This is a genomic window from Subtercola boreus, from assembly GCF_003399635.1.
Taxonomy (GTDB): Bacteria; Actinomycetota; Actinomycetes; order Actinomycetales; family Microbacteriaceae; genus Subtercola; species Subtercola boreus_B.
The window spans coordinates 15,759-42,390 of sequence record NZ_NBXB01000029.1 but is presented as its reverse complement, the minus strand read 5'-3'; the positions used below and the strand labels follow the sequence as shown (position 1 = coordinate 42,390).

Genomic DNA, 26,632 nt, shown 5'->3' with positions numbered 1-26,632 from the left:
CGGCCGCCCTGGCCGCCTCCCGCACACGTTCCGCTACGGTTTGTCGCTTCCGCGCGTCGGCGCGCACCCGCGGATGCGACAAACGGGCGCGGATGCGACGAAGGGGTGGGGATCCGACGAAGGGGCGGGGCGGGATGGGATCTTGAGAGCGTTGAGAGCGCCGATCCACGAACCTCGGTTCACCGATACCAGATGCGAGCCGCCCGCTGTTCGAAAGAGTGTCATCGTCTTGTCTTGTGGATTTACCGGCTGCACCGTGAGCATTCCCTTCGACCCGCACTCGGGCTGTGCCGCCGTTGAGCAGCCGGGGCTCCAGCCAGCCGCCGAGCGCGCCGGCCTTCACCGCGCCGCCCTGCAGGTCACGCGTGGCGCGGAGGCGCCCGAGCGTCACACCCAGCGAATTGACCCTCTGCTCACCTGTGAACGTGGAGTGCGCCCCTGTCATTCACTGAGCATAGCTCACGCTTGGCCCACCCCGGAGTCACTTCTCGAGGGTGGTGATGATCTTCTGCAGGGACTCGAGGCGCGCCTTGCCGCTCTCACCGAGCTCGCCGGCCGAGACGCGGTCGACGATCTCCCAGTCGTGGGCCTGGCTGAGCTCGATGCCGCCGGCTGACTTCGGCAGAGTCGCCGCGGGGATGGCATAGTTCGCGAACGACTTCAGGATGTTCGCGGGCTGCACGTGGCCGAGTCCGAACGAGCGCACTCCCGGGGTGTCGATGATCCAGCCCGGGTCGCCGTTGTCGTCGCGCACCCGCAGGCAGACGGTGGACGACGACGTGTGCCGCCCGCGACCGGTGACGTCGTTCACCCGGCCGACGGCCCGGTCGGTGCCGGGAACGAGGGCGTTCACGAGCGTCGACTTGCCGACGCCGGAGTGCCCCACGGTAACCGTGGTGTGCCCGACGAGCAGGGCCTTGAGGTCATCCAGCGGGAAGTCGTCCTTCGCGCCCATGATGATCTCGAGGTCGAAACAGTCGAACTGCTCCAGGAACGAGGTGGGATCGGCGACATCCGTCTTCGTGATGCAGAGGATGGGGGCGAGCCCGGCGTCGAACGCAGCGATGAGGTACCGGTCGATCAGGTTGGCCCGCGGCTCGGGGTTCGCCGCGGCGACCACGATGAGCATCTGGTCGGCGTTCGCCACGATCACGCGTTCGACGGCGTCGGAGTCGTCGGCACTACGGCGCAGCAGGGTCTTGCGATCATCCACCCGCACGATGCGGGCGAGCGATCCTTCGGCGCCGCTGGTGTCGCCCACGAGGTGCACGGTGTCGCCGGTGACGATGCCGAGGCGGCCGAGTTCCCGTGCGCGCGACGCCGTGATCACGGCCTCGTCGGCAGCGTTCTCGCGCACGAGCACCCCGAAGCGTCCGCGGTCGACGGAGAGGATGCGGCCGTTCACGGCGTCCGCGTGCTCGGGCCGCTGTTTGGTGCGGGGCCGGTTGCCTTTCGGATTCGGGCGGCTCCGGATGCTCGACTCATCGAATTCGTCGAACTCGTCGGGCTCGTCGTCGGCCCCGTCGCTCCACCAGGTCACTCAGGCAGCTCCGTGTTCGCATCATTCGGCGCGGAGACCGAGGTGGCGACATCCAGAGCCTCGGCCGGGGTGGCGACATCCACACTCGTGACGGCGCGCTGCCCGGGCTCGCCGAACACCAGCGCCTCCCACAGGGCGGCGAACTCGGGCAGGGTCTTGGCGGTCGTGGCGATGTTCTCGACGACCACGCCGTCGACCGCGAGGCCGATGATGGCGCCGGCGTGCGCCATGCGGTGGTCGTCGTAGGTGTGCCAGACGCCGCCGGAGAGCGGGCGCGGGTCGACGCGGAGTCCGTCGTCGAGTTCGGTGACGCTTCCACCCAGAGCGTTGATCTCGGCGGCGAGGGCGGCGAGCCTGTCGGTCTCGTGGTGCCGGATGTGCCCGATGCCCGTGATCGTGCTGGGGGAGTCGGCGAGGGCCGCGATCGCGACGATCGCCGGAGCGAGTTCTCCGCCCGCCGAGAGGTCGAGCTCGACACCGTGGATGCCAGGCCCTCCGGTGACCGTCAGCCTGTCGCCATCGCGGGTGACCGTCGCGCCGAAGAGCGGAAGCAGGTCGGCCAGGTGGGCGCCCACCTGTGTGGTGGACTCGGGCCAGCCGGCGAACGTCACGGATCCGCCCGTGACGAGCGCGGCGGCGAGGAACGGGGCCGCATTGGAGAGGTCGGGTTCGATGGCGACATCGTGGGCGGCGATGGCGCCGGGCTCCACCTGCCACACGCCGGGCTCGGGTGACGTGACGGTGACGCCACGGGCATCCAGAGCGGCGATCGTCATCTCGATGTGCGGCAGGCTCGGCAGGCGCTCACCCTCGTGCCGGAGGGTCAGTCCCTTCGTGAACCGGGCCGCCGCCAGCAGCAGTCCGGAGACGAACTGCGACGAGGAGGAAGCATCGATCGTGATCTCACCGCCGTCGACGGCCCCTGAGCCGTAGACGGTGAACGGGAGGTTCTGGCGGCCGTCGGCGTTGATGTCGACGCCGAGCGCCCGGAGCGAGGAGATCGTGGTGGCCATCGGGCGGCGGCGGGCACCCTCGTCACCGTCGAACACGACGGGGCCGAGGGCGAGCGCGGCGACGGGCGGCAGGAAGCGCATGACCGTGCCGGCGAGACCGCAGTCGACCGTGGTGCTGCCGAGGAGTTCGGCGGCGGGCGTCACCAGCCAGTCCGGCCCGAACCGTCCGGCGGCGGGGCCGGGTGCGGGGGGCTCGTCGACGATGGTGACCCCGAGCGAGCGGAGAGCGTCGGCCATCAGCTGGGTGTCCCGGGATCTGAGCGGCGCCGCCAGGCGGGACGGCCCGTCGGCCAGGGCTGCGAGAACGAGCTCGCGGTTCGTGAGGCTTTTCGACCCCGGGAGGGCCACCGTGGCAGCCAGGGGGCCGCGGGCGCGCGGTGCCGCCCAGTCGCGATCCGGTTCCACAGGGGCGGTGTCGCCGTAGGGGTTGAAGTCGGGGGCGGAATATCTCGAGATCAGCATCAGTTGTCCAGAGTATCGGCGATCCGCACATTCACGAAGGAGGGTGTCACCGTGGCAGTAGCAGCCAGCACTCTCGAGCGGCCCCGGAGTCGGTCCGTTCCGGCAGAGCGCATCGTAGACTTGCCGGTGATGACAACCGTGAACACTGATCCCCGCGCGCTCTTCGAGGAGCAGGCCATTCCCTTCCTCGACCAGCTCTATGGCGCCGCGCTCCGCATGACCAGGAACCCCGCTGACGCGCAGGACCTCGTGCAGGAGACCTTCGTCAAGGCCTATGCGGCCTTCGCCCAGTTCGAGCAGGGCACGAACCTCAAGGCGTGGCTGTACCGCATCCTGACGAACACGTTCATCAACGTGTACCGCAAGAAGCAGCGCGACCCCTACCAGGGCACCACGAGCGATCTCGAGGACTGGCAGCTCGGCAACGCCGAGTCGGCGACCGCCACGGGTACGTCGTCGCGTTCGGCCGAGGCGGAGGCCATCGACCATCTGCCCGACAGTGCGGTGAAGGATGCCCTGCAGTCGATTCCCGAAGACTTTCGTCTGGCCGTCTACCTGGCCGACGTTGAGGGCTTCTCCTACCAGGAGATCGCCGACATCATGAAGACTCCGGTCGGAACCGTGATGAGTCGCCTGCACCGTGGCCGACGACTGCTCCGCGGGTTGCTGACCGAGTATGCAGAGGGCCGGGGCATTCCCGTCCCCTCCAAGGAGAGCGTGGGGGCGGCGTCGACGAAGACGTCCACTACAGCTCCCGCCACCCGAGCACGACAGAAGAAGACCACACCGGCAGGTTCCACCGCTGCCGGTTCGAAGGGAAGCACGACATGACCGACTGCGGCTGCACCAAAGCCAAGGCTGAACTCGAGGAGTTCCTGCACAACGAGCTGGAGAGTCACGACGCTGCGGACATCCGCGAGCACCTCGCGGGCTGCTCCGACTGCTCGTCGGAACTGCACATCGGTGTAGTGCTGACCGAGGCGGTGCAGCGCGCCTGCAAGGAGATCGCGCCCGAGCAGCTCCGCGACCAGGTGCTGTTCAGCATCCGCCAGATCCAGAGCACGCACTAGCGGCTGTATTTGTCGTGCAAGAGAGGCCCCGCCCACCTTCCGGTGAGCGGGGCCTCTTCGCTGTATTGTCGTGCAAGAGAAGCCCCGCCCACCTTCCGGTGAGCGGGGCCTCTTCGCTGTATTGTCGTGCAAGAGAAGCCCCGCCCACCTTCCGGTGAGCGGGGCCTCTTCGCTGGGTTGGTTGTGCGAGGCGGCTAGAGGGTCAGTGCGCGCTGCAGCAGGTCGGCCTGCTCGCGGGCGTGGCGCTTCGCCGAACCGGCGGCCGGTGAAGCCGCCGAAGCACGCGAGGTGACCCGGATTGTGCGGCCCGCGGGCAGGCGGGAGGCCAGCTCGAGGCACACGAACGGCCAGGCGCCCTGGTTCTGCGGCTCATCCTGCACCCACACCAGTTCGGCGTTCGGGTACGACGCGATCACCGCGTTCAGCTCGGCGGCGGGCAGCGGGTAGTACTGCTCGAGGCGAACCAGCGCGATCTCGTCGTTCGGCGTCTTCTGCAACTCGTTCAGCAGGTCGTAGTAGACCTTGCCGGCCATCAGCAGAACACGCTTCACGCCCGACCTGTCGATTCCGCTCGCGGTACGGGGATCATCCAGAACCGGCTCGAACTTGCCCTGCGTCAGGTCGTCGACCGAGCTCGTCGCGCCACGGAGCCGCAGCATCGCCTTCGGGGTGAAGACGATCAGCGGGCGACGCGGGCGGGCGTAGGCCTGGCGGCGGAGCAGGTGGAAGTACGACGCGGGCGTCGACGGGCGCGCCACGGTCATGTTGTTCTCCGCGCACAGCTGCAGGTAGCGCTCGATGCGGGCCGACGAGTGGTCGGGACCCTGGCCCTCGTAGCCGTGCGGAAGCAGCAGCACGAGCGACGAGCGCTGGCCCCACTTCTGCTCGGCCGACGAGATGAACTCGTCGATGATGATCTGGGCGCCGTTGGCGAAGTCGCCGAACTGGGCCTCCCAGAGCACAAGCGCGTCGGGGCGTTCGACCGAGTAGCCGTACTCGAAGCCCATGGCCGCGTATTCGCTCAGCAGCGAGTCGTAGATCCAGAACCGGGCCTGGTTGTCGCTGAGGTTGACGAGCGGCAACCACTCCTGGCCGTTGTCGCGGTCGTGGAGCACCGCGTGCCGCTGCACGAACGTGCCGCGGCGGGTGTCCTGGCCCGAGAAGCGCACGGGGGTGCCCTCGAGCAGCAGGGAGCCGAGTGCGAGCAGCTCGCCGAACGCCCAGTCGATGCCGCCGTTGCGGCTCATCTCGACACGCTTCTGCAGCAGCTGCTGGAGCTTCGGGTGAACCGCGAAACCGGCGGGCGGGTTGTTGAACGCGTCGCCGATCAGGGCGACGGTGGATGCCGCAACCCCGGTCGTCTCCGGTTCGCCGGCCCCGCTGTCGTCGGCCTGCTGCGCCTCGGGGCGCTCGAGGTCGCTGACGGCGTTCATGTCGTCGGTGATGATCGGGATCGACGAGGTCTGGGCGGCGTGTGTCTCGGCGAATGCCCGCTCGAGGCGGTCCTGGAAGTCGCGGTGCGCGGCCTCGTACTCCTCCTGGCTGATGTCGCCGCGGCCGATGAGCGATTCGGTGTAGAGCTTTCGCACCGAGCGCTTGGCTTCGATCAGGTTGTACATCAGCGGCTGGGTCATCGAGGGGTCGTCGCCCTCGTTGTGCCCACGCCGGCGGTAGCAGATCAGGTCGATCACGACGTCGGCGTGGAAGCGCTGGCGGTACTCGAAGGCGAGCTGCGCCACGCGCACGACCGACTCGGGGTCGTCACCGTTCACGTGGAAGATCGGAGCCTGGATCGACTTCGCCACGTCGGTGGAGTAGACGGAGGAGCGGGAGTCGCTCGGCCGGGTCGTGAACCCGACCTGGTTGTTGATGTTGACGTGGATCGTCCCGCCGATCTTGTAGCCGCGGAGCTTCTCCATCTGCAGGGTCTCGTAGACGATGCCCTGGCCGGCCATGGCTGCGTCGCCGTGCACCAGGATCGGCAGCGTCGAGTACGTGCCCTTGGGCTTCCTGTCCTGCTTGGCGCGCACGATGCCTTCGAGCACCCCGTCGACGGCCTCGAGGTGCGAGGGGTTCGCCGCGATGTACACGGGGATCTCCTTGCCCTCTGTGCCCGTGAAGGTGCCCTCGGTGCCGAGGTGGTACTTCACGTCACCGGAGCCCTGCACCGTACGCGGATCCTGCGTGCCCTCGAACTCGCGGAAGATCTGGCCATAGGTCTTACCCGCGATGTTCGTCAGCACGTTCAGGCGGCCGCGGTGGGCCATGCCAATCGCGACCTCGTCGAGACCCTCGTCGGCCGCGGCCTGCAGCACAGCATCCAGCAGGGCGATCGTCGACTCGCCACCTTCGAGGCTGAAACGCTTCTGGCCGACGTACTTCGTCTGCAGGAACGTCTCGAACGCCTCGGACTCGTTGAGCTTCGACAGGATGCGCATCTGCTCGTCGTGCCCGGGCTTCGCGTAGGGGCGCTCGATCTTCTCCTGGATCCACTTGCGCTGCTCGGGATCCTGGATGTGCATGTACTCAATGCCGGTCTTCCGGCAGTAGGCGTCACGCAGGATGCCCAGGATGTCGCGGAGGAGCAGCGACGGCTTGCCGAGGCCACCCGTGACGAACTCACGGTCGAGGTCCCAGAGCGTGAGGCCGTGGCTCTCGATGTCGAGGTCGGGATGGGTGCGCTGCCGGTACTCGAGGGGGTCGATGTCGGCCATCAGGTGACCGCGCACGCGGAACGAGTTGATGAGCTCCTGCACGCGGGCCGTCTTGTTGACGGTGTCGCTGACGTCGACGGAGATGTCGGAGTGCCAGTGGATCGGAACGTAGGGGATCCGGAGCTCCGCGAAGATGTTCTCGTAGAAGCCTCGCTCGCCGATGAGCAGCTCGTGCACCTTCTTCAGGAACTCACCCGATCCGGCGCCCTGGATGACGCGGTGGTCGTAGGTGCTGGTGAGGGTGATGATCTTGCCGATGCCGAGGTCGGTGAGCGTCTTCGTCGAGGCACCCTGGAACTCGGCCGGGTACTCCAGCGCGCCGGCACCGATGATCGCACCGGAGCCCTTCATGAGACGCGGGATGGAGTGAACCGTGCCGATTCCGCCCGGGTTGGTGAGCGAGATCGTCGCGCCCTGGAAGTCACCGGCCGTCAGCTTGCCGCCGCGGGCCTTCGCCACGAGCTCGTCGTAGGCGGCGAGGAACTCACCGAAGTGCATGGTGTCTGCGCGCTTGATGGCAGGCACGACGAGCGAGCGGGTGCCGTCGGGTTTCGGCATGTCGATGGCGATGCCGAGGCCGACGTGCGCGGGGGAGACCACGACGGGCTTCTCGTTCTGCACGTCGTAGTACACGTTCTGGCTCGGGAAGTCCTTCAGCACCTGCACCAGGGCCCAGCCGATGAGGTGGGTGAAACTGACCTTGCCGCCGCGGGCGCGCTTCAGGTTCGAGTTGATGACGATGCGGTTGTCGATCAGGAGCTTCGCGGGGATGCTCCGCACGCTGGTCGCCGTCGGAACGCTGAGGCTCGCGTCCATGTTGGTGGCGAGCGACTTGGCGGGGCCGCGGAGCGGCGTCACCTTGTCCTGCTCGGCCGCATCGTCCTCCGACTGCGCACGAACGGTCGCCTCGGCCGGAATCGGCTGGGGGCTGGGCTCGCGGGAGGTGGTGCGGGCCACGGGTTGCGTGGCCGGGGCTGCAGATACTGCGGGGGCGGGGCTCTCGGCGGTAGCTGGCGCTGAGGCGGACGGAGCCGGGGGTGCCTCGGCCGGCGCTGCTGCGGATGGAGCTGGCTCTGGGGCGGGCGCGGCAGCCGCGACATCCTGAACCGGCACTGCGTCGGGGATCTGCGCCTCACCGGTCGAACTGTCGCCCGGGGCTCCTGCCTCGACTGCCTCGCCGCCGCCACTCGGCTTGTAGTGCTCGAGGATCGCCCACCAGGACTGGTCCACCGAGTTCTTGTCGACGATGTACTGCTCGTAGAGTTCGTCTACGAGCCACTCGTTCGCTCCGAATTCGCCCGACGAACCGTCGTCAGTTCCCGTTCCGGTCAACTGGCTTGACACAGCCGATCGCCCACTCTCCGTTTGTCACGTATGCGTTGTCACGTATGAATGCCGTGCCAGACAGCCGAAGAGCAAGATCCACGCGCCGACACGTGCTTGTCCAGCTTAAACCCTCCCGCCGAGTGTTCGGTCACCCAACGGGTCTAGCGTGGGGCGCATGGAGTTCCTCACCGCACATTCGCAGACCGATCTGACCTATTCCGACGTGTTCCTGGTGCCTTCGCGCTCGAACGTCGGCAGCCGGCTGGATGTGTCGTTGGCGCCCGGCGACGGGACGGGTGCCACCATCCCGATCGTCGCCGCGAACATGAACTCCGTGACCGGCCCGCGTCTGGCCGCGACCCTCGCCCGGCGCGGCGGCCTCGGTGTGCTGCCGCAGGACATGCACCTGCAGGATCTCGACGCGGCCATCCGCTGGGTGAAGGCGCAGTCGCCGCTCTTCGACTCACCGTTCGACTTCGCGCCCTCGGCCACGGTCGAGGAGGCCCTCACCGTGCTGCCGGCCGTCGCCGGCCAGGGCATCGTCGTGCACGACGCCCACGGAACGTTCCTCGGCTGCATCCCGGCGCTCCGCCTCGCGTCCGCGCTTCCCGACGCCCTGCTCGGCGACCTCCTGCACGGCCCGCTGACCTCGCTCGCGGCCGACGACTTCGACACGCCGCGCCAGGCCTTCGAGGCCATGGTCGCGGCCGAGCTCGACTTCGCGCCGGTGATGCGGCACGGGCAGGTCATCGGCACGCTCAGTCGCACCGGAGCACTCCGTTCGACGATCTACGAACCGGCGGTGGATGCCCTGGGGCGCCTCCGCGTGGCGGCAGCTGTCGGCATCAACGGTGACGTCGCGGCCAAGGCTCGCGCTCTGGCGTCGGCCGGCGTCGACGTGCTCGTGCTCGACACGGCGCACGGGCACCAGGACGGGATGATCGCGGCCATCCGCGCCGTGCGCTCTGCGGGGCTCTCGCTGCCCATCGTGGCCGGCAACGTGGTGACGGTCGAGGGGGTGCGGGACCTCGTGCAGGCTGGCGCGGACATCATCAAGGTGGGCGTGGGCCCCGGCGCCATGTGCACCACGCGCATGATGACGGCGGTGGGTCGGCCGCAGTTCTCCGCCGTGCTCGAGACGGCCGCCGCGGCCACCCTGCACGGCGCACACGTCTGGGCCGACGGGGGAGTGCGCTACCCGAGGGACGTCGCGCTCGCGCTGGCGGCCGGTGCGGCATCCGTCATGATCGGATCCTGGTTCGCCGGCACGATCGAGGCGCCAGGGGTGCTCCGGCAGGATGCAGCCGGCCGGCTCTACAAGGAGAACTACGGGATGGCGTCGGCCAAGGCGGTGACCGACAGGTTCGGGCGGCTCGGGGCCTACGAACTGGCCCGCAAACAGCTGTTCGCCGAGGGGATCTCGTCGAGCATGATCTACCTCGATCCGCTCCGCCCGTCGGTGGAGGACCTGCTCGACATGATCGCGTCGGGGGTGCGGAGTTCTTTCACCTACGCGGGTGCGCGGTCGGTGCCGGAGTTCCACGACCGAGCGCGGGTGGGCGTGCAGTCGGCGGCCGGGTACGAGGAGGGGAAGGCGCTGCCCGTCAGTTGGTGACGGCCCGTATGATTGTTGGTACTCATGGATGACCCTCCCTCACCCTCTCCGCTTCCCTCCGCCACGACACCGGCACTGACCTCGCGGGGTGATGCCCGTGGGCTCTGAGCTCATCCTGCTGCTCGTCGGCCTCGCCCTGACCGTCGGAACCGGCTTCTTCGTCGCCAGCGAGTTCTCGCTCGTGAACCTCGACCGCAGCGACCTCGAAGGCCGCCAGGAGCGCGGCGAGAAGGGTCTCGGCCAGACCATCTCGGCGCTGAAGATCACGTCGACCCATCTCTCGAGCGCCCAGCTCGGCATCACCCTGACCACCCTGCTCACCGGGTACACGATGGAGCCCGCGTTCGCCGGTCTCCTCCGGCCGCTCTTCGACGCAATGGGCATCGACGAGACCATCTCGACCGTCGTGTCATCCATCGTCGCCGTGGTCATCGCCACCCTCCTCTCGATGATCGTCGGCGAGTTGGTGCCGAAGAACTTCGCCCTCGCGCTGCCGATCAAGACCGCGAAGCTCGTCATCCCGTTCCAACGGGTGTTCACCGCGGTGTTCCGCCCCGCGGTGCTGCTTCTGAACAACAGTGCGAATGCGATCATCCGGAGCTTCGGCATCGAACCCAAGGAGGAGCTCTCGGGTGCGCGCACCGCTGAGGAGCTCTCGTCGCTCGTTCGCCGTTCGGCCCTCGAGGGAAGCCTCGACGTCGACACGGCCACGCTGCTGAACCGCACGTTGCTGTTCTCGGGGCACGACGCGTCAGATGTGATGACGCCGCGCCCGCGCATCGCCGCATTGAAGCGAACCGACTCGGCGAGCGACGTCATCCGGCTGGCGAACACGACCGGTTACAGCCGCTTTCCGATCGTCGACGAGTCGATCGACGACGTTGTGGGCGTCGCTCATGTGAAGCAAGCCGTGTCTGTGCCGCGGAGCAAGCGCGCCGATGTTCCGGTGATCGCGCTGCTCAGTGAGCCGCTGCGGGTGCCCGAGACGATGAAGCTCGACGTGCTGCTCGGAGAACTCCGGGGCAAGGGCTACCAGATGGCGATCGTGATGGACGAATACGGCGGAACGGCCGGCGTCGTCACCCTCGAAGACCTGGTCGAGGAGCTCGTCGGCGAACTCGACGACGAGCACGACCGCACCCGTGCGGGCGTCATCCGGAGCCGCAACACGATCTCGTTCCCGGGGCAGCTGCGTCCCGACGAACTGCTCGACCGGGCGGGAGTGCATGTGCCCGAAGACGGCCCCTATGAGACGGTTGCCGGCTTCGTGATGAGCGAACTCGGCCGGCTGCCGGTGATCGACGACACCGTGGCGCTGCCCGACGGGGAGCTCCGCGTGGAACGAATGGATGGCCGCAGAATCGACCGCATCAGGTTCACCCCGACACCCACCGAACCGCTTGCGGGCTCTGCGGGCGGTGCCGAGACGCTGAACGCGGAGCTGCTCCGCACGGAGTCGGTGGAGGATCTCGCCGGAACGGGCCGCGGATCGCTGGCCGATGAGGCTGCTGCGTCGCTCGATGCAGGTACCCGCCGGGATGCCGGCCGTGAGAGGGGTGAGCGCTGATGGCCGACTGGATCGGGATCGTCTGGCTCTTCGTGCTGCTGCTCGTCAACGCCTTCTTCGTGGCGGCCGAGTTCGCGGTGATCTCCGCGCGCCGCTCCCAGATCGAGCCGCTCGCCGAGGCGGGCATGCAGCGCGCGAAGACCGCGCTGTGGGCCATGGAGCACGCGACGCTCATGCTGGCCACGAGCCAGCTCGGCATCACCGTTGCGTCACTGCTCATCCTTAATGTGTCGGAACCGGCCATCCATCACCTGCTGGAGGTGCCGCTCGGGCTCACCGGCTGGTCGGAAGACCTGATCACGGGCGTGGCATTCGTCATCACCCTGGTGCTGGTGTCGTTCCTTCATGTCGTGATCGGCGAGATGGTACCGAAGAACCTGTCGTTCTCGGTGCCCGACCGGGCCGTACTGCTGCTCGCCCCGCCGCTGGTCTGGGTGGCGCGCATCTTCCGCTTCGTGATCGTGTCGCTGAATGCCACGGCGAACGGTGTGGTGCGGCTGTTCGGGGTCGAGCCCAAGAGCGAGGCGGCCAGTTCGTTCACGCTCGAAGAGGTGTCGAGCATCGTGGCGCAGTCGACCCGCGAGGGTGTGCTCGACGACAACTCGGGCGCCCTCCACGCGGCGTTCGAGTTCACCGAGAAGACAGTGGCGTCGGTGGCGCTGCCGGTCGCCCGACTGATCACGCTCGATCGCACCGCGACCCCCGCCGACATCGAACGCGCTGTCTCGAAGTACGGTTTCTCGCGCTATGTGATGGTGGATGCCACGGGAAACCCGATCGGCTACCTGCACCTGAAAGACGTGATCGACCTCGACGACGACGAATTCGAGCAGCCTGTGCCCGCGAAACGGATCCGGTTGCTCGCGTCGATCTACGACGGCACAGAACTGGAGGACGCCCTCGCGACCATGCGCCGCACCGGCGCCCACGTCGCGCGCGCCTTCAATGCCTCGGGCGACACCACCGGCGTGCTCTTCCTCGAAGACGTGATCGAGGAGCTCGTCGGCGAGGTCCAGGACGCCACCCGCCGCATCTGACCCCGCCCCACGCACCACCCCCCGCACCTCCCAACCCCCACCCGCCACCCGCCCCGTCGATCCACCGAAAACTGTCCGTAAGCCGCGGCTGTGGCGACAGTTTTCGGTGGATGGGCTGAGCGAAACCCGTCGAAGTCGGGGTGGGGCTGTGGATAACTGCTGTACGCGTCCGTTGGGGTTGCAGGATGGCGGGCATGCGATCACCTGCCACTCTTCCCGACGCCCTCTCGCAGGGGCCGTTCAGTCGCTTAAATGCTCGGCGGGCGGGTCTCGACGACAACCGGTTGCGGCGTTCCGACCTCAGTGCACCGTTCTGTGGTGTCCGGGTTCCGGCAGACGCTCTACCCGGTGGAGTGCTGGACCGATGTCGGAGCTATTCCGTGCGACTTCGGCCGGGACAGTTCTTCAGCCATGACACGGCCGCCCGGCTGTGGATGATGCCGACCGGCGACGCTCGCGACCTGCAGTCGCCACAGCTGCACGTCTCAGCGCTGACCGGAATCGCCTCGGCTCCGACCGCGCGAAGTATCCGCGGACACGACGTCTGCGATCGGTCGGTCGACGTCCACGACCGTTTCGGTCTGCCGGTGAGCGACGTCGTGTCGACCTGGCTGCACGTGGGGACGAGTTGGGCCGTGCGCGACCTCGTGGCAGCCGGCGACGCCATCGTCTACGCGCCGCGTTATCCGAAGGCGGGTGACGAACGGCCGTTCACAACAATCGTCGAGCTTCAGAAGCGCCTCGCGGCACACCGGGGGCGTGGCAAGCGGCGGCTCCTCTCGGCGCTCGAGCTCGTGCGCGAGGGAGTGGAATCCCCGATGGAGACGCATCTTCGTCATCTGATCAGGTGGAGCGGGCTGCCCGAACCCAGCATCAACGTCGACATCAGCGACGACGCGGGCCGCTTTCTCGGCCGGGCAGACCTGTACTATCCGCGCTACGGCATCGTCGTGGAATACGACGGTGACCACCATCGGCGGAGCAGAGCCGTCTACGCCGCCGATCAGCAGCGGATCGCCGATCTGCGCGACAACGGGCAGGTCGTCGTCCGCGTGATGATCGAGGGCCTCCGCGGCGAGACGCATCGCACCGTGGCCCTGGTGCGTAAGGAACTCCTCGCAGCCGGTTGGCGACCGACACCCCTCCCCCCGGTCATCCATCCACCGAAACCTGTCGGTATTCGTGCCCGTTACCGACAGAAAACGGTGGATCGACGGTGACTGGGGGTGGGAGGGAGAGAGGGGAGGGGGAGAGGGGGGGCTAGCGGAAGGCGGCGCGGGTGTACTGGGGGGGCCAGTAGTCGAGGGTGACGCCGAGTTCGTGGGCGGCGCGGAGCGCGAAGTGCGGGTCGCGCAGGAACTGCCGCGCCATCATCACCGCGTCGGCGCGGCCGGAGGCCACCACCTCCGCTGCCTCGGCTGCCGTCGTGATGAGGCCGACGGCGCTCACCGGCACGCCGGCCTCCGCCCGCAGCGTCGCGGCGAGCTCCACCTGGTAGAGCGGGGCGACGGGGATCGTCACACCCGTCACGTTGCCGCCGCTCGAGACGTCGAAGAGGTCTGCCCCGGCATCCTCCGCCCAGCCGGCGACGGTCACGGTCTGCTGGATGTCCCAGCCACCGCTTGCGGACCAGTCCGTGCCCGAGAAGCGCACGAAGAGCGGCATGAGCTCGCCGATCTCGGCCCGAACGGCCGCGACCACCTCGAGCACGAAGCGGGCCCGGTTCTCCAGGCTCCCGCCATAGGAGTCGGTGCGATCGTTGCTGAGCGGCGAGAGGAACTGGTGCATCAGGTACCCGTGGGCGGCGTGGAGTTCGATCACGTCGAAGCCGGCGTCGACCGAGCGGCGGGCGGCGGCGCGGAAGTCCTCGATGATCTGCTCGATCTCGTCGACGGTGAGCTCTGCGGGCTCGTCGTAGCCCGGGAACGCGACAGCCGACGGTGCGACGGTCGCCCAGCCGCCTTCCGCGAGAGGCACGGTGCCCTCCTTGTCGGCCCAGGGCCGGTAGACCGAGGCCTTCCGGCCGGCATGGGCGAGTTGCATGCCCGTGGCCGTGCCCTGGGCATGCAGCAGGGTGTTGATGCGGCCGAACGCCTGCTGCTGCTCATCGGTGTAGAGCCCGAGGTCCTGCGGGGAGATCCGCCCCTCGGGGTTGACCGCGGTGGCCTCGGTGAGGATGAGTCCGACACCGCCGCTCGCGAACGAGCCGAGGTGGGCGAGGTGCCAGTCGGTCGGCACGCCGTCCTGCTTCTCGGCCGAATACTGGCACATGGGCGCGACCCACAGTCTGTTGCGGAACTCGGTCGCGCGGATGGTCAGGGGGCTGAAGAGTGTTGCGGAGGTCACGTGGGAATAGAAGCGAGCGGGCGAACGAGTTATTCCGAGGCGGGCATGCTGGTGGCGCGAAGGGGCGCGGCGGGTTGAGGGCCGTGGCGGGGTGGTCGCGACATCCCACCGAGACCTATCGTGGGGGGATGAGCGTCGACACCTTCACCGATTTCACCGCAGCGGATGCCCGGGCCTTCGTCGAGCCCCCCGGGGAGCACGACGACAAGTACTCCCGCGGTGTGCTCGGCGTGATGACCGGCTCGGCGAGCTTCCCGGGCGCCGCCGTGCTCGGAGTCGAGGGCGCGAGCCGCACGGGGGTGGGCATGCTGCGCTACCTCGGGCCGGGGCGCGCAACGCGGCTCGTGCTCCAGCGCCGGCCCGAGGTCGTCACAGCCGAGGGGCGCGTGCAGGCGTGGCTGACGGGTTCGGGAATGGATGCCCGCACCCGCAGCGACGACGTGACCTCCGCCCTCGTAGAGGCGCTCGGCACGGGGGATCCGGAAGTCGTCGACGCCGGCGCGCTCGACCTGCTCGAGCACGCGACCGGCCCCGTGGTGATCACCCCGCACGCCGGGGAGTTGGTGACGCTGCTGGCATCCCGGGGCGTCGAGGCCAGCCGTGAGCAGGTGGCCGCAGAGCCGGAGCGCTGGGCGGTGGAGGCGGCGCGGCTGTTCGGTGTCACCGTGCTGCTGAAGGGGCACGTGACGCATGTCGTGGGCGTGAGCCACCACTTCCGGGTGACCGCGCCGACCACCGAGCTCGCCACGGCGGGGTCCGGTGACGTGCTGGCGGGCATCCTGGGCGCACTGGTGGCGACGCACCGCGAGCGACTGGATGTCGAACCTGCCGTGCTCGCCGAACTGGCCGCGGCGGCCGCGGTGCTGCATGGCCTCGCGGGCGAGCGTGCCTCGGGCGGTGGGCCGATCGTCGCCCTCGACATCGCGGAGGCCGTGCCGGCCGTCATCGGAGAACTCCGCCGCATAAGATAGCGGGGTGCGTCGACTGGCTACGAACCCCCTGCTGATCTGGCCCGTGTTCGTCGCCATCCATCTGTGGCTCGGATACGTGGGCCTGACGGCACCGACCCTGCCCTGGGGCGATGTGACCGTGGTCTACAACACGTGGATCCAGAACGGGTTCGAGGGCTACTGGATCGGCATCGATGGCCCGTGGGTGTATCCGCTCCTCGCCCTGGCGCCCATGATCGCCGCGGCGGCGTTCGGAAAGACGCTCTACGGCATCACCTGGCTCGTGCTGGTGGTCCTGGCGAACGGGGCCGTGCTGGCCTTCATCCTGAACTCCCGTGCGACCCGCGTCGCGCCCGCTGAAGACAGGGCCCTCGACCAGGCGCTCCGGCCGGACCGCACGCCGGCACCGGATGCCCGCCACACCGGCTTCAGCCCGAGCATCCGTTTCGTGGCCGCCTGGTGGTGGCTGGCGGCCCTGCTGCTGCTCGGCCCCGTCGCGCTCGGGCGCATCGACACCTTCGAGGTGGCGCTCGTCATCGTGGGGCTCCTGCTGGCCATCCGCCGCCCCGCCGTCGCCGGTGCGCTGCTCGCCGCCGCCACGTGGGTGAAGGTCTGGCCGATCGCCATGGTCGTCGCGGTCATGATCGCCACGAAGAAGCGCTGGAGCGTCGCCATCGCCGCAGCGGTGACCGCCGCCGTCATCGCGAGCGTGGGTCTGGCGCTCGGTGCCGGCGCGAACCTGATCAGCTTCGTAACTCAGCAGACCGGGCGCGGGCTTCAGATCGAGGCACCGATCAGCACGCCGTTCATGTGGGGTGCCTACCTGAAGCTGCCCGGGTCGGTCGTCTACTACGACCAGGACATCCTGACGTTCCAGGTGAAGGGCGCGGGTGGCCCCATCGCCGACGTGCTGACCACGCCGCTGCTCGCGCTCGCCGTGCTGGCCCTGCTGCTGATCGGGGTCTGGGTGGTGCGCTCGGGTGCGCGGGTGGCCAAGGTGCTGCCGCCGCTGGCCCTCGCCCTGGTGACGGCGCTGATCGTGTTCAACAAGGTCGGTTCGCCTCAGTTCATGCTGTGGCTGACGGCCCCGGTCATCCTGGGGATCATCTGGCAGGGCAAGCGGTTCCGCACCTTTGCGATCATCGCGGCCGTGCTCGCCCTGCTGACGCAGGTCATCTACCCGTACTACTACGACTGGCTGATCTCGCTGAACACGGCCATGCTCGTCACCCTGACGGTGCGGAACCTCCTGGTCTGCGTGCTGTTCGTTCTCGCGGTGCGTGCGCTCGTCAAGACCCGCGTGAAGAAGACCGCGCCGGTCTCCGTTCCTGTCGCTGTGAAGGTGGTCGCCTGATGCTCGTTGCATTCTCTCTTGCTCCCTCGGGCGGTGAGGGCCCCGATGCTTCTGTGCACGACGCGGTCGCGGCCGCCGTGCGCGTGGTGCGGGAATCGGGCCTGCCGAACCACACCGACTCGATGTTCACCACGATCGAGGGGGACTGGGACGAGGTGTTCGACGTCGTCAGACGGGCCACCGAGGCCGTCGGCGCCTTCGGATCGCGCGTCTCGCTGGTGCTGAAGGCCGACATCCGACCCGGTTACACGGGGGAGCTCACGGCGAAGCTCGACCGGCTCGAGCAGGCGCTCGGAGAGTAGCCCGCGCGGGGAGCAGCGGCGAGGCCCGTCATTCGGCGGTGCCGGCTCGCCCATCGGTGTCGGATCGCCGTTTGGCGACCCACGTCGCCCGCCGAAGGTACCCGTACGTCAGAAGGCCGGTGACGAGCGCGGAGAGCGCGGCAGCGACGACGACCATGACAGGCGTTCGGGCGTCGCCGGCAACGGTCGTGACCACCGAACCCAGAAGCGCGCTGGGAACCGCGCCGATGAGGACCGCGAGAGCGGCCAGCGCCGATACCCGCACGAGCTGGTGGGGCCGGGCGACATCGACCAGGGCGATGGCCAATGGCCAGGCCAGGAGCGACGCGGCGGCCGCGAGGATCACGAAGAAACCGAGGGAGAGAAGAACCAGCAGGGCGGAGAACAGCCCGTCGTATCCGGAGCGGGCGGGCGCGTCGGCGACGATGGTGTGCAGAGCGACGAACGCCACCACGAGCAGACCGAAGGCGAGCGAGACCACGAAGGCTCTCAGCGGTACCTTCTGGCGGAGATCCGGCACAGTGTTCCCCTCCCCGTGCCGATCGTACCGCGGATGCCCGGCCGGCGCAGAGCCGGTGCGGAGCCGGCGCGGAGCCGGTGCGAAGCCGATCGAATCGATTCGATCGGCAGCCGGTCGCGGCAGTAGGTTAGAGGGGTGACCCTCACTTCTCCCGGGCTGTCGTCGCTGTCGCCGGCCCGCATCCGTCTTGCGCTGGTGGCGCTGACCCTCGGCGGCTTCGGCATCGGCTGCACCGAGTTCGTCGCCATGGGGCTGCTGCCGAATCTCGCCAGCGACCTGCTGCCCGAGCTGTTCCGGGTCTCGTCGGAGCAGGCGAACGGCCAGGCCGGCCTGCTCATCACCGCCTACGCCGCGGGGGTGGTCGTGGGGGCGCCGACGATCGCCGCTGTCGCCGCGCGCTGGCCGCGGAAGGTGGTGCTGATGGTGCTGCTCGTCACGATCGTCCTCGGAACCATCGCCTCGGCCCTGCTCCCTACCTTCGGTCTCGTGCTGGTGGCCCGTTTCGTGTCGGCGCTGCCGCACGGTGCGTACTTCGGCATCGCCTCCCTGGTGGCGGCGTCACTTCTCGGGCCGAACAAGCGCGGCCAGGGTGTCGCGCTCGTGCTCGGCGGTCTCACCGTGGCGAACGTGGTCGGCGTGCCGTTCATCACGTGGGTGGGACAGTCGTCGAGTTGGCGCGTGTCGTACCTGGTGGTCGCCGGCATCTTCGTGCTGGCGTTCGTCGCGGTGACCCTCACCGTTCCGAACCTCCCCGGTGACCGCACCGCGACGATGCGCAAGGAGCTGAAGGCGTTCGGCCGGCCGCAGGTCTGGTTCGCCATTGCGATCGGGGCGATCGGTTTCGGTGGGTTCTTCTGCGTCTACACCTATGTCTCACCCATCCTCACCACCATCACGGGGCTGCCGGAGTCGGTCGTGCCGTGGGCCCTCGTCGTTGTCGGTCTCGGCATGACCATCGGCAACCTCACCGGGGGCTGGGCGGCAGATCACAACCTGAAGCGCTCGATGCTGCTGTTCTTCGGGCTGCTGCTGCTGGCGCTCGTCGAGCTCGTACTGTTCGCATCGAACCCGGTCGGGCTCTTCGTCGGCCTGTTCTTCGTGGGTGCCGCTGCGGCATCGATCTCCCCGCTCATCCAGACCCGGCTGATGGATGTCGCGGGCGACAGCCAATCGATCGCAGCTGCTCTCAACCACTCGTCGCTGAACTTCGGCAACGCGCTCGGCCCGATCGTCGGGGGAGTGGCCCTTACGTTCGGGCTCGGCTACATCGCACCGCTCGGCGCCGGAATCGTTCTCACGGTGCTCGGGATACTCATCGCGCTGGCCTCGTTCGCGGTGGAACGCCGCACCCGCCGCCGGATCGCCGTGGCGACCGCTGAGGCGGCCTTCCGCACCGAGCTCGACGGAACCCAGCCGATCGCGGTGCCGAGCCGGCGCTGACCGCCGCCCTGCCCGAACAGCGCTGACGCCGCCCTGCCCGAAAAGCGCTGACGCTACGAGGCCAGGCAGGCCCACTCTCAGCCGCGCGGAGCCTCGCCCGCAACGCCCTCGGGGTTCGTGAGGTAGTCGTCCTGGATGAGCAGGCCGTCCTGGATGGCGCGCTTTCGAAGGGCCACCTTCGTGCCGACATCGATGCCGAGAACCCGGTACTTCTCGCGGATGCGCTTCAGGTAGCTCTTCGCCGTCTCCTCAGAGATGCTGAGCTGTTCAGCGACCTGCTTCACCGGTTCGCCGCCACCGTAGAGCGCCATCACGCGGCGTTCCTGTGCGCTCAGTTTCGGCGAGCCGTTGACCTCCTGCGCGCTGAGGGCGAGATCGAGTTCGCTGGAGATGAACGGTTCGCCCTTCGCGGCAGACCGGATCGCCTCGACGATCATGTCGGCCTCCTCGCTCTTCACCAGGTAGCCGAGCGCTCCGGCCGCCAGGGCCTCCCGCACGACCACCGGTTCGGAGTAGGTGCTCATCAGCACGGTCTTCACCCCGGCCGACTTCAGGGCCCGGAGCTTCACGGAGATCGGCAGGTTGTCCTTCAGATCGAGGTCGAGCAGCACGACGTCGACAGGGAATTCCGGGTCTGTCAGCAGGTCGGGCCACGTCGTGACGGCGGCCACCATGTTGATGTCGCTCGCGGCACCGCGGATCCACTCGGTCAGTGCGCCGAGCAGCATGCGATGATCGTCGACGATCGCCAACCGGATGTTCTCATGCGTCGTTGGCATGTCTGGCCTTCCCTCTGCATCACTCGCGATTCTAGGATTCCGGGGACTGGACCTCTGCGGTGATGTGAATGTCGATCGAGCCGTTCCTGCCGCTCTCCGAATGCTGTCCCACCCGATCCAGCGCCCCCCAGATCGTCACGTCGAAACGTCGGCGTGGAATGCCGTCGATCGAAATTTCCATCGGAATCACCATCATATCCACCAGAGTCCCCCGACTGGGGTGCACAGACGGCCCGATGGTGACCGTGATGGAGGGCTGCTGCCTGTTGGCTGCAGCTGCGATGAGCCAGAGCGCTGACAGGAAGCCCTCCCGTTGCTCCGGTTCGAGGTACCCGGCCAGCCCGTCGGGATCCACGAGAGTCACCGTCGGGCGGAGCACCTCGGAATCGCCGACGGCGTGCTGCAGCCAGGTCTGCAGGCGACCTTCGATGAGGCGGCGGCGGAGTTCGTTCGCCAAGGACGACGCAGCGGCAGCCTGTTCGGCGTCGAGGGGGAGCGGGATGCGTCCGGACGCCACGTCGGAGAGCAGCTCCTCTGCGCTCCGGTCGAGCCGCGCGAGTTCGTCTGAGCCGAGGATGCCCACCGCGAACCGGGGGGAGGAGATCGTGCTCTCCACCAGGGTGCGGTCGAGTTCCCGGTCGATGAAACGGGTGAACGACTTGACGATCAGGATCGCAATGAGCGTCGGCGCGAGGGCGGCCACGATCACTTCGATCTGGGGCCTGGCCGCTGAGGGCTGTTCGCCGAGGCCCACGGCCGTCACGGCCAGGAGGAAGACGACAAGCACGATGGTCGCCAGGATGAGCTGGTTCAGCGGCCGGTAGGCCACCAGCGAGAGCAGGGTGGCTCCGGCCCCGATGATCACCGTGACTTCGGGGATCGCAGCCGTGAATCCGCGCGCCGACACCAGGTCGAGTACCACTGCCGCGGCGAGCAGGAACAGCACGCCGGCGTAGGCGGGTGTCGGCAGATGCCCGCCCCGGGAGTTGGCGATGATGCATCCACCACCCATCGCCACGGCGATCATGGCCCAGGCGCCGACCGTCAGCCACGGGTTGTCGTAGGCGCCCCAGTTCAGCAGGAAGATGGCCAGTCCCCGGATGCTCAGCAGGATCCCCGCCACGACGGCACCGATGCCGAGGTAGCCGATGCCGATCCGGGAGTCGGTCGCCACGTCGCGCCGGAGCGACTCCAGTGCCTCAGGGCCGAGGGTGCGGGCCCGCACCAGCCGGGTGAGCAGGCCGCTGCCCTGGTCGTCGGTCTCTGGTCCTGGTCGTGCTTGGTCGCTCATCGTGGAACCTCCAGGACGACGGTCGTTCCGGCCCCGGGGGCGGAGAAGATGCGGGCGTTCCCGCCGACGTCGCGGATGCGCGCCACCACCGACTCCGCGAGTCCGAGCCGGGCGCTGTCCACCCCGTCGGTCTCGAACCCCACTCCGGAATCGGTGACCATGGCACGAACGCCGCCCGCGTCCTGCGTGATCGTCACATCGGCCTCGTCGACCTGGGCGTGACGCCGCACGTTCTCGAGACACTCACCGAGCGAGAGGAGGAAGGCGCTCCGTACGACCGGCGGGAGGGTGACATCGCCGTCACCGTGCCAGTGCACCGTGAGGCCGCGCCGTTTGAATCGCTGCTGCAGAGCCTTGATGCTCTGCGTCACGGGTGGTGCCTGGTCGGTGCGCAGGTTGTAGGTTCCGGATGACCGGGGTGCGGGTGTCTCGCCCTGGCGCAGTTGCCGCAGCAGCACGGCGTCGTCGCTCGCCTGCACGCGGAGGGCGTCGGGATCCACTCCCCGGCCGGAGTGCGCGAGCAGGGTGAGGGTTGCGAGCACCGTGTCGTGCAGCAGCCGCGCGCTCCGCCGGCGTTCTGCCTCGAGTTCGCTCGCCCACCGTTCCGCGCGGTGCACCGCACCGAGTCGCGCGATGCGGTCGCGGGCGCGCCTGACGCTGTCAGTGATCCAGATGCCGACGAGCGTGTTCACCGACCAGCTGACGATGAAGATGGTGAGCGCCTGCACCGCCTCGTCGGAGGTCATCGACGAGAGCGCGATGGCGAGGTTGACCAAAAACACCGCGGTGAGGTAGACGCGGCCGGAGAGTGAGCCTTGAAGGACGATCGCCATCGCCCCGATGCCGCCGCCGGAGACCAGCAGGAGTGCGCTCAGGATGCCAGGATGCTCGGTCACCACGCTGCCGAGGAGCCCGCTCAGGGCGAGACCGGCCACCGTGCTCACGACCACCCAGAGGGTGGCTGAGGAGCGGCCGACCATCAGGTAGCCGAGGAGCATCACCGCGTAGAGCGGGAGGGCGATCGCGATGGCGTAACCCGGCACGGTGCCGGCGATCGCCAGGCAGACGAGGGACGACAGCGTGAAGACCCAGCCCTCCACCCACGCAGCTGTTCGCAGCAAGGGTTCCTGGCGCCTGATCACACTCGTGATCCTAGCGGGGCACCCCGCGTCAGAGGGCCAGGAGCCGCCGCAGTTCCCGGCTGACCAGCTCGTTTTCGATGAGGAAGCCGTCGTGGCCGAACCGCGACGAGATCACGGCTGCCTCGTCCCCGTCGATGTTGGCAGGGATGTGACGTGCGATGACCTGCTGGTCCTCCACTGGGAAGAGCCGGTCGCTGTCGATGCCGATCACCAGCGAGACGGCGCTCACCCGGTGGAGGGCTTCGACGACCCCGCCCCGGCCGCGGCCCACATCGTGCGAACTCATCGCCTCGACGAGCGTGATGTAGGAGTTGGCATCGAACCGGCGGGTGAACTTGTTGCCGTGGAAGTCGAGGTACGATTCCACCGCGAAGCGCCCGCCGCGGCCGAGGGGGCTGATGTCGCTCTGCCAGCTGCGTTCGAACCGGTCGTTCAGTTCGGTGGGGCTCCGGTAGTTCAGCAGGGCCATCCGCCGCGCAAGCGCGAGCCCGGAGTGGGGGCCTTCGCCGTCCTTCGCGTTGTAGTAGCTGCCCTCATGGAAGAGCGGGTCTGCCCTGATGGCCTCGATCTGCACCGAGTTCAGCGCGATCTGGTCGGCACTCGAGATCGGCGGAGCCGCGATCATGGCCAGCTTCTCGGCCTTGCCCGGGAAGCCCACGCCCCACTCCAGCACCTGCATGCCGCCCATCGAGCCGCCCACGATCGCGGCCCACCGGCGGATGCCGAGCTGCTGCATCACCCGCTCCTGCGCCGACACCTGGTCGCGGATGCTCGTGAACGGGAACCGCGCACCCCACTCCTCGCCGTCGGGGGCGATGGAGGCCGGCCCCGTCGATCCCTGGCAGCTGCCGAGCATGTTGGGGGCGACCACGAAGTACTTCTCCGTGTCGATCGCCTGGCCGGGACCCACGATCCCGCCCCACCAGCCGGCTGTCGGATGCCCGGGCTCGGCCGGCCCCGTGAGGTGGCTGTCTCCGGTGAGGGCGTGGGCCACGAGGATCGCGTTGTCGGCGGCGGCGTTGAGCGTCCCGAACGTCTCGAAGGCGATCCGGGCATCCGGAACCGTGCCTCCGCCCTCGAAGGTGATGTCGCCGATGTGGGCGAACTGCCGGCGCCCGACCGGATCGCCGTCCCGCCAGGCCCCGGTCGCCGGGGGCTTGCCGAGGATGGACCGGATCTGCGCGTCCGTGATGAAGTCGCTCGGAACGGTGTCTTCGGGTATCTGCCAGTCCATTGTTCTTCCATTCTGGCAAGCGAAAGGGGCGGCCGGGCGCATGTTACGCGCGGCCGCCCCTTTCGCTAGGAACTCAGAGCGCGTTCACCCGCGCGACCTCGCGGGCTGCGGCGAGACCGGTCGCCAGGTCGGCTTTGATGTCGTCGATGTTCTCCAGGCCCACCGAGAGACGCACCAGGCCCGGGGTGACGCCCGAGGTCAGCTGCTGCTCCGGGGTGAGCTGCGAGTGCGTCGTCGACGCCGGGTGGATGACCAGCGAACGCACATCGCCGATGTTGGCCAGGTGCGAGAAGAGCGTCAGCGAGTTGACGAGTGCGCGGCCGGCATCCACACCGCCCTTCAGTTCGAACGAGAGCACAGCGCCGACACCCTTGGGGGCGTAGCGGTTGGCAGCCTCGTACCACGGGCTCGACGGCAGGCCGGCGTAGTACACCGTGGCGACGTCGTCGTGGTTGTCGAGCCACTCGGCGACATGCTGGGCGTTCTGCACATGGCGTTCGATGCGGAGCGAGAGCGTCTCGATGCCCTGGATGAGCTGCCACGCGCTCGCCGGGGCGATGGAGGAGCCGAGGTCGCGGAGCAGCTGCACCCGCGCCTTGATGATGTAGGCGATGCCGTCACCGAGCGCCTCGGTGTAGGTGACGCCGTGGTACGACTCGTCGGGCGTGGTGAGGCCCGGGAACTTCTCGGCGTTCTCCGACCACGTGAACTTTCCGCCGTCGACCAGCACGCCGCCGATGACCGTGCCGTGGCCGCCGAGGAACTTCGTCGCCGAGTGCACGATGATGTCGGCGCCGTGCTCGAACGGGCGGATCAGGTAGGGCGTCGCGATCGTGTTGTCGACGATCAGCGGCACGCCGTTCTCGTGCGCCACATCGGCGACCAGGCGGATGTCGAGGATGTTGATCTTCGGGTTGCCGATCGTCTCGGCGAAGAACAGCTTCGTGTTCGGGCGCACGGCCCGCTGCCACTCGTCGCTGTCGTCCTGGTTCTCGACGAAGGTCACGTCGATGCCGAGCTTCTTCAGCGTGTACTTGAAGAGGTTGTAGGTGCCGCCGTAGATGGAGGCGCTCGACACGATGTGGTCGCCCGCCTGCGCGATGTTCAGCACGGCGAACGTCTCTGCCGCCTGGCCTGAGGCGACCAGCAGCGCTGCTGTTCCGCCTTCCAGGGCCGCGACGCGCTCCTCCACGACGTTCTGGGTCGGGTTCTGGATGCGCGTGTAGATGTTGCCGAACTCGGCGAGGGCGAAGAGGTTCTTGGCGTGGTCGGCGTTATTGAAGACGTACGACGTGGTCTGGTAGATCGGCGTCGCGCGGGCGTTGGTGACGGGGTCGGGCGCAGCGCCGGAGTGGATCTGCTTGGTCTCGAACTGCCAGTCGGCGTTGTCTGTCATGAGAAAAGTCCTTTGGTCGGTACGGCAAGACTAGGGAGGGTCATCGGGCCGGTCAACGGCGCCGGAAACACGGGGTAACGTGAATCGCAAACCTCTCTCGAAAGGCCTCGCATTGGGCATCCAGAATCGTCGCGCCGTCGTCACCGGAGCAAGCTCGGGCATCGGGGCGGCCACCGTGCGCCTGCTCCGCGCCCACGGCTGGGATGTGGTGGGGGTCGCCCGCCGCGAAGACAGGCTGCAGGCGCTCGCCGCGGAGACGGGTGCGAGCTACTTCGTGGCCGATCTGCTGAAGCAGGAGGACGTCGATGCCCTCGCCGCGCACCTCGCTGCGTCTGGTGGAGTCAGCACCCTGGTCAACAATGCGGGCGGCGCGGCGGGTCTCGATTCCGTCGAGGCGAGCCGGGTCTCCGACTGGGAGTGGATGTTCGAGGTCAACGTCCTCGCGGTCAAACGGGTGATCTCAGCGCTGTTGCCGCTGCTGCGGGCCTCCGTCGCCGGCGCCCCGACGGGCACCGCGGTGGCCGACATCCTCACCGTCTCGTCGACGGCCGGCCACTTCGCCTACGCGGGTGGCGGCGGCTACAACGCGTCGAAGTTCGCCGTCAGTTCGCTCTCCGAAGTGCTGCGGCTCGAACTCAGCGGCGAGCCGATCAGAGTGCTCGAGATCGCGCCCGGGATGGTGAAGACCGAGGAGTTCTCGCTCAACAGGTTCGGTGGTGACGCGGCCAAAGCCGAAGCCGTCTACGCGAATGTGCCCGACCCGCTGACCGCAGACGACGTGGCCACCACGATCGTCACCATGGTCGAGATGCCTCCCCACATCAGCCTCGACCTCGTGATCATCAAGCCGGTGGCCCAGTCCGCCGTCTACAAGGTGCACAGGGGCCCCCTCGAGGTGAAGCAGTAGGGGCCGATTCCCGGTACCGTTGACGGATGGCCGAGAGCGAAACCACGACAGACACCGAGACACCCGCCGCAGACTCTGCACCTGCAGACTCTGCACCTGCAGACTCTGCACCTGCTCCAGACGCGGAACCGACGCCCGAACGCGAGGTCCTCGGCTGGCTCGAGTTCGGCGAGGCATCACGGGTGCTGGCGACGAGCGTGCTCGAGAGCGGTTTCGTGCCCGACTTCGTGATCGCCATCGCCCGCGGCGGCCTGCTGCCGGCGGGCGCGCTCGCCTATGCGACCGGCACCAAGAGCTGCGGCAGCCTCAACGTGGAGTTCTACACCGACGTCGAGACGACGCTGCCCGAACCGATCATCCTGCCGCCGATGATGGACAACACGGCCCTGATCGGCAAGAACATCCTCCTGGTCGACGACGTCGCGGACTCCGGGCGCACCCTCGCCCTCGTGGTGGGCCTTCTGGAGCGGGTCGGCGTGATCGTGAAGACGGCGACGCTCTACTCGAAGCCGCGCTCGGTGATCGAGCCCGACTTCTACTGGAAGAAGACCGACCGGTGGATCGTCTTCCCGTGGTCGGCGCACCCGCCGGTGACGGTGTGAGCGGCACTGACGGTGTGAGCGGCAC

At 68.3% G+C, this 26,632-nt stretch carries 22 protein-coding genes; 12 read left to right on the top strand and 10 right to left on the bottom strand.

Annotated features, from left to right (window positions below; genetic code table 11):
• Nucleotides 1-481: 481 nt before the first annotated feature.
• Nucleotides 482-1,540: a ribosome small subunit-dependent GTPase A gene (gene rsgA, locus B7R22_RS10125; RefSeq protein WP_116411632.1), complete on the bottom strand. Its 1,059-nt coding sequence runs from the start codon at nt 1,538-1,540 to the stop codon at nt 482-484.
• Nucleotides 1,537-3,015 (bottom strand): 3-phosphoshikimate 1-carboxyvinyltransferase, encoded by a 1,479-nt coding sequence (gene aroA / locus B7R22_RS10120; protein WP_116411631.1) that lies wholly within the window; start codon nt 3,013-3,015, stop codon nt 1,537-1,539. The genes rsgA and aroA overlap by 4 nt, the downstream gene beginning before the upstream one ends.
• A gap of 129 nt (nt 3,016-3,144) precedes the next feature.
• Here aroA and B7R22_RS10115 point away from each other — a divergent pair, with 129 nt between their 5' ends.
• Both B7R22_RS10115 and B7R22_RS10110 read left to right on the top strand, forming a co-directional pair.
• Entirely contained in the window at nt 3,145-3,846 is a 702-nt protein-coding gene (locus tag B7R22_RS10115; protein WP_116411630.1) for a sigma-70 family RNA polymerase sigma factor, read from the top strand.
• Nucleotides 3,843-4,085, top strand: a complete 243-nt coding sequence (locus B7R22_RS10110) for a zf-HC2 domain-containing protein (protein ID WP_116411629.1) — start codon at nt 3,843-3,845, stop codon at nt 4,083-4,085. Before B7R22_RS10115 ends, B7R22_RS10110 begins: the two co-directional genes overlap by 4 nt.
• Before the next feature lie 194 nt (nt 4,086-4,279).
• Here B7R22_RS10110 and B7R22_RS10105 read toward each other — a convergent pair whose 3' ends face one another.
• Nucleotides 4,280-8,143 carry a multifunctional oxoglutarate decarboxylase/oxoglutarate dehydrogenase thiamine pyrophosphate-binding subunit/dihydrolipoyllysine-residue succinyltransferase subunit gene (locus B7R22_RS10105; protein ID WP_116411628.1) on the bottom strand — a complete coding sequence of 1,288 codons (3,864 nt, stop codon included), beginning with the start codon at nt 8,141-8,143 and terminating at the stop codon, nt 4,280-4,282.
• 157 nt (nt 8,144-8,300) lie between these two features.
• Here B7R22_RS10105 and B7R22_RS10100 point away from each other — a divergent pair, with 157 nt between their 5' ends.
• The 4 genes from B7R22_RS10100 (at nt 8,301) to B7R22_RS10080 (ending at nt 13,564) form a co-directional block, all read left to right on the top strand.
• Nucleotides 8,301-9,740 (top strand): GuaB1 family IMP dehydrogenase-related protein, encoded by a 1,440-nt coding sequence (locus B7R22_RS10100; RefSeq protein WP_116411627.1) that lies wholly within the window; start codon nt 8,301-8,303, stop codon nt 9,738-9,740.
• A gap of 91 nt (nt 9,741-9,831) precedes the next feature.
• Nucleotides 9,832-11,307 carry a hemolysin family protein gene (locus B7R22_RS10095; protein ID WP_116411626.1) on the top strand — a complete coding sequence of 492 codons (1,476 nt, stop codon included), beginning with the start codon at nt 9,832-9,834 and terminating at the stop codon, nt 11,305-11,307.
• Nucleotides 11,307-12,344 (top strand): hemolysin family protein, encoded by a 1,038-nt coding sequence (locus B7R22_RS10090; protein WP_116411625.1) that lies wholly within the window; start codon nt 11,307-11,309, stop codon nt 12,342-12,344. Before B7R22_RS10095 ends, B7R22_RS10090 begins: the two co-directional genes overlap by 1 nt.
• Nucleotides 12,345-12,724: 380 nt before the next feature.
• Nucleotides 12,725-13,564, top strand: coding sequence for a hypothetical protein (locus B7R22_RS10080; RefSeq protein WP_116411623.1), 840 nt, complete (start codon nt 12,725-12,727; stop codon nt 13,562-13,564).
• A gap of 40 nt (nt 13,565-13,604) precedes the next feature.
• On the opposite strand, the gene B7R22_RS10075 is transcribed toward B7R22_RS10080, so the two are convergent.
• A complete protein-coding gene (locus tag B7R22_RS10075) occupies nt 13,605-14,690 on the bottom strand; it encodes an NADH:flavin oxidoreductase/NADH oxidase (protein ID WP_116411622.1) in 1,086 nt (361 codons plus the stop codon).
• A gap of 128 nt (nt 14,691-14,818) precedes the next feature.
• Here B7R22_RS10075 and B7R22_RS10070 point away from each other — a divergent pair, with 128 nt between their 5' ends.
• The 3 genes from B7R22_RS10070 to B7R22_RS10060 are packed head-to-tail and all read left to right on the top strand — an operon-like array spanning nt 14,819 to nt 17,296.
• Nucleotides 14,819-15,661: an ADP-dependent NAD(P)H-hydrate dehydratase gene (locus B7R22_RS10070; protein ID WP_116411621.1), complete on the top strand. Its 843-nt coding sequence runs from the start codon at nt 14,819-14,821 to the stop codon at nt 15,659-15,661.
• Nucleotides 15,662-15,665: 4 nt separating this feature from the next.
• Nucleotides 15,666-16,994, top strand: a complete 1,329-nt coding sequence (locus B7R22_RS10065; protein WP_116411620.1) for a glycosyltransferase 87 family protein — start codon at nt 15,666-15,668, stop codon at nt 16,992-16,994.
• Nucleotides 16,994-17,296 carry a thiamine-binding protein gene (locus tag B7R22_RS10060; protein WP_116411619.1) on the top strand — a complete coding sequence of 101 codons (303 nt, stop codon included), beginning with the start codon at nt 16,994-16,996 and terminating at the stop codon, nt 17,294-17,296. Before B7R22_RS10065 ends, B7R22_RS10060 begins: the two co-directional genes overlap by 1 nt.
• 28 nt (nt 17,297-17,324) lie before the next feature.
• Here the strand turns inward: B7R22_RS10060 and B7R22_RS10055 are convergent, their stop codons facing one another.
• Nucleotides 17,325-17,816 (bottom strand): hypothetical protein, encoded by a 492-nt coding sequence (locus B7R22_RS10055; protein ID WP_116411618.1) that lies wholly within the window; start codon nt 17,814-17,816, stop codon nt 17,325-17,327.
• A gap of 135 nt (nt 17,817-17,951) precedes the next feature.
• Between B7R22_RS10055 and B7R22_RS10050 the strand changes: the two genes are divergently transcribed.
• Nucleotides 17,952-19,256 carry an MFS transporter gene (locus B7R22_RS10050; RefSeq protein ID WP_116411617.1) on the top strand — a complete coding sequence of 435 codons (1,305 nt, stop codon included), beginning with the start codon at nt 17,952-17,954 and terminating at the stop codon, nt 19,254-19,256.
• A 77-nt stretch (nt 19,257-19,333) separates the two neighbouring features.
• Here the strand turns inward: B7R22_RS10050 and B7R22_RS10045 are convergent, their stop codons facing one another.
• The 5 genes from B7R22_RS10045 to B7R22_RS10025 form a co-directional block, all read right to left on the bottom strand.
• The gene (locus B7R22_RS10045) at nt 19,334-20,035 is read right to left on the bottom strand and encodes a response regulator transcription factor (protein WP_116411616.1); all 702 of its coding nucleotides are present in this window, start codon (nt 20,033-20,035) and stop codon (nt 19,334-19,336) included.
• Between the two features lie 31 nt (nt 20,036-20,066).
• Nucleotides 20,067-21,326, bottom strand: a complete 1,260-nt coding sequence (locus B7R22_RS10040) for a hypothetical protein (protein ID WP_116411615.1) — start codon at nt 21,324-21,326, stop codon at nt 20,067-20,069.
• Nucleotides 21,323-22,468 carry a sensor histidine kinase gene (locus B7R22_RS10035; RefSeq protein WP_147305349.1) on the bottom strand — a complete coding sequence of 382 codons (1,146 nt, stop codon included), beginning with the start codon at nt 22,466-22,468 and terminating at the stop codon, nt 21,323-21,325. Before B7R22_RS10035 ends, B7R22_RS10040 begins: the two co-directional genes overlap by 4 nt.
• Nucleotides 22,469-22,496: 28 nt before the next feature.
• The gene (gene metX / locus B7R22_RS10030; protein WP_116411613.1) at nt 22,497-23,702 is read right to left on the bottom strand and encodes a homoserine O-acetyltransferase MetX; all 1,206 of its coding nucleotides are present in this window, start codon (nt 23,700-23,702) and stop codon (nt 22,497-22,499) included.
• Between the two features lie 73 nt (nt 23,703-23,775).
• Nucleotides 23,776-25,098: a bifunctional o-acetylhomoserine/o-acetylserine sulfhydrylase gene (locus B7R22_RS10025; protein WP_116411612.1), complete on the bottom strand. Its 1,323-nt coding sequence runs from the start codon at nt 25,096-25,098 to the stop codon at nt 23,776-23,778.
• A gap of 79 nt (nt 25,099-25,177) precedes the next feature.
• Here B7R22_RS10025 and B7R22_RS10020 point away from each other — a divergent pair, with 79 nt between their 5' ends.
• The gene (locus B7R22_RS10020; protein ID WP_253259000.1) at nt 25,178-26,005 is read left to right on the top strand and encodes an SDR family oxidoreductase; all 828 of its coding nucleotides are present in this window, start codon (nt 25,178-25,180) and stop codon (nt 26,003-26,005) included.
• A gap of 26 nt (nt 26,006-26,031) precedes the next feature.
• A complete protein-coding gene (locus B7R22_RS10015) occupies nt 26,032-26,607 on the top strand; it encodes a phosphoribosyltransferase (protein WP_116411611.1) in 576 nt (191 codons plus the stop codon).
• Nucleotides 26,608-26,632: the final 25 nt, after the last annotated feature.

Bases quoted from the DNA above. Each gene is read 5' to 3' on its own strand.
- aroA (WP_116411631.1), bottom strand. From the start codon at position 3,015: ATGCTGATCTCGAGATATTCCGCCCCCGACTTCAACCCCTACGGCGAC.
- B7R22_RS10115 (WP_116411630.1), top strand. From the start codon at position 3,145: ATGACAACCGTGAACACTGATCCCCGCGCGCTCTTCGAGGAGCAGGCC.
- B7R22_RS10110 (WP_116411629.1), top strand. From the start codon at position 3,843: ATGACCGACTGCGGCTGCACCAAAGCCAAGGCTGAACTCGAGGAGTTC.
- B7R22_RS10100 (WP_116411627.1), top strand. From the start codon at position 8,301: ATGGAGTTCCTCACCGCACATTCGCAGACCGATCTGACCTATTCCGAC.
- B7R22_RS10095 (WP_116411626.1), top strand. From the start codon at position 9,832: ATGCCCGTGGGCTCTGAGCTCATCCTGCTGCTCGTCGGCCTCGCCCTG.
- B7R22_RS10090 (WP_116411625.1), top strand. From the start codon at position 11,307: ATGGCCGACTGGATCGGGATCGTCTGGCTCTTCGTGCTGCTGCTCGTC.
- B7R22_RS10070 (WP_116411621.1), top strand. From the start codon at position 14,819: ATGAGCGTCGACACCTTCACCGATTTCACCGCAGCGGATGCCCGGGCC.
- B7R22_RS10060 (WP_116411619.1), top strand. From the start codon at position 16,994: ATGCTCGTTGCATTCTCTCTTGCTCCCTCGGGCGGTGAGGGCCCCGAT.
- B7R22_RS10045 (WP_116411616.1), bottom strand. From the start codon at position 20,035: ATGCCAACGACGCATGAGAACATCCGGTTGGCGATCGTCGACGATCAT.
- B7R22_RS10040 (WP_116411615.1), bottom strand. From the start codon at position 21,326: ATGAGCGACCAAGCACGACCAGGACCAGAGACCGACGACCAGGGCAGC.
- metX (WP_116411613.1), bottom strand. From the start codon at position 23,702: ATGGACTGGCAGATACCCGAAGACACCGTTCCGAGCGACTTCATCACG.
- B7R22_RS10025 (WP_116411612.1), bottom strand. From the start codon at position 25,098: ATGACAGACAACGCCGACTGGCAGTTCGAGACCAAGCAGATCCACTCC.
- B7R22_RS10015 (WP_116411611.1), top strand. From the start codon at position 26,032: ATGGCCGAGAGCGAAACCACGACAGACACCGAGACACCCGCCGCAGAC.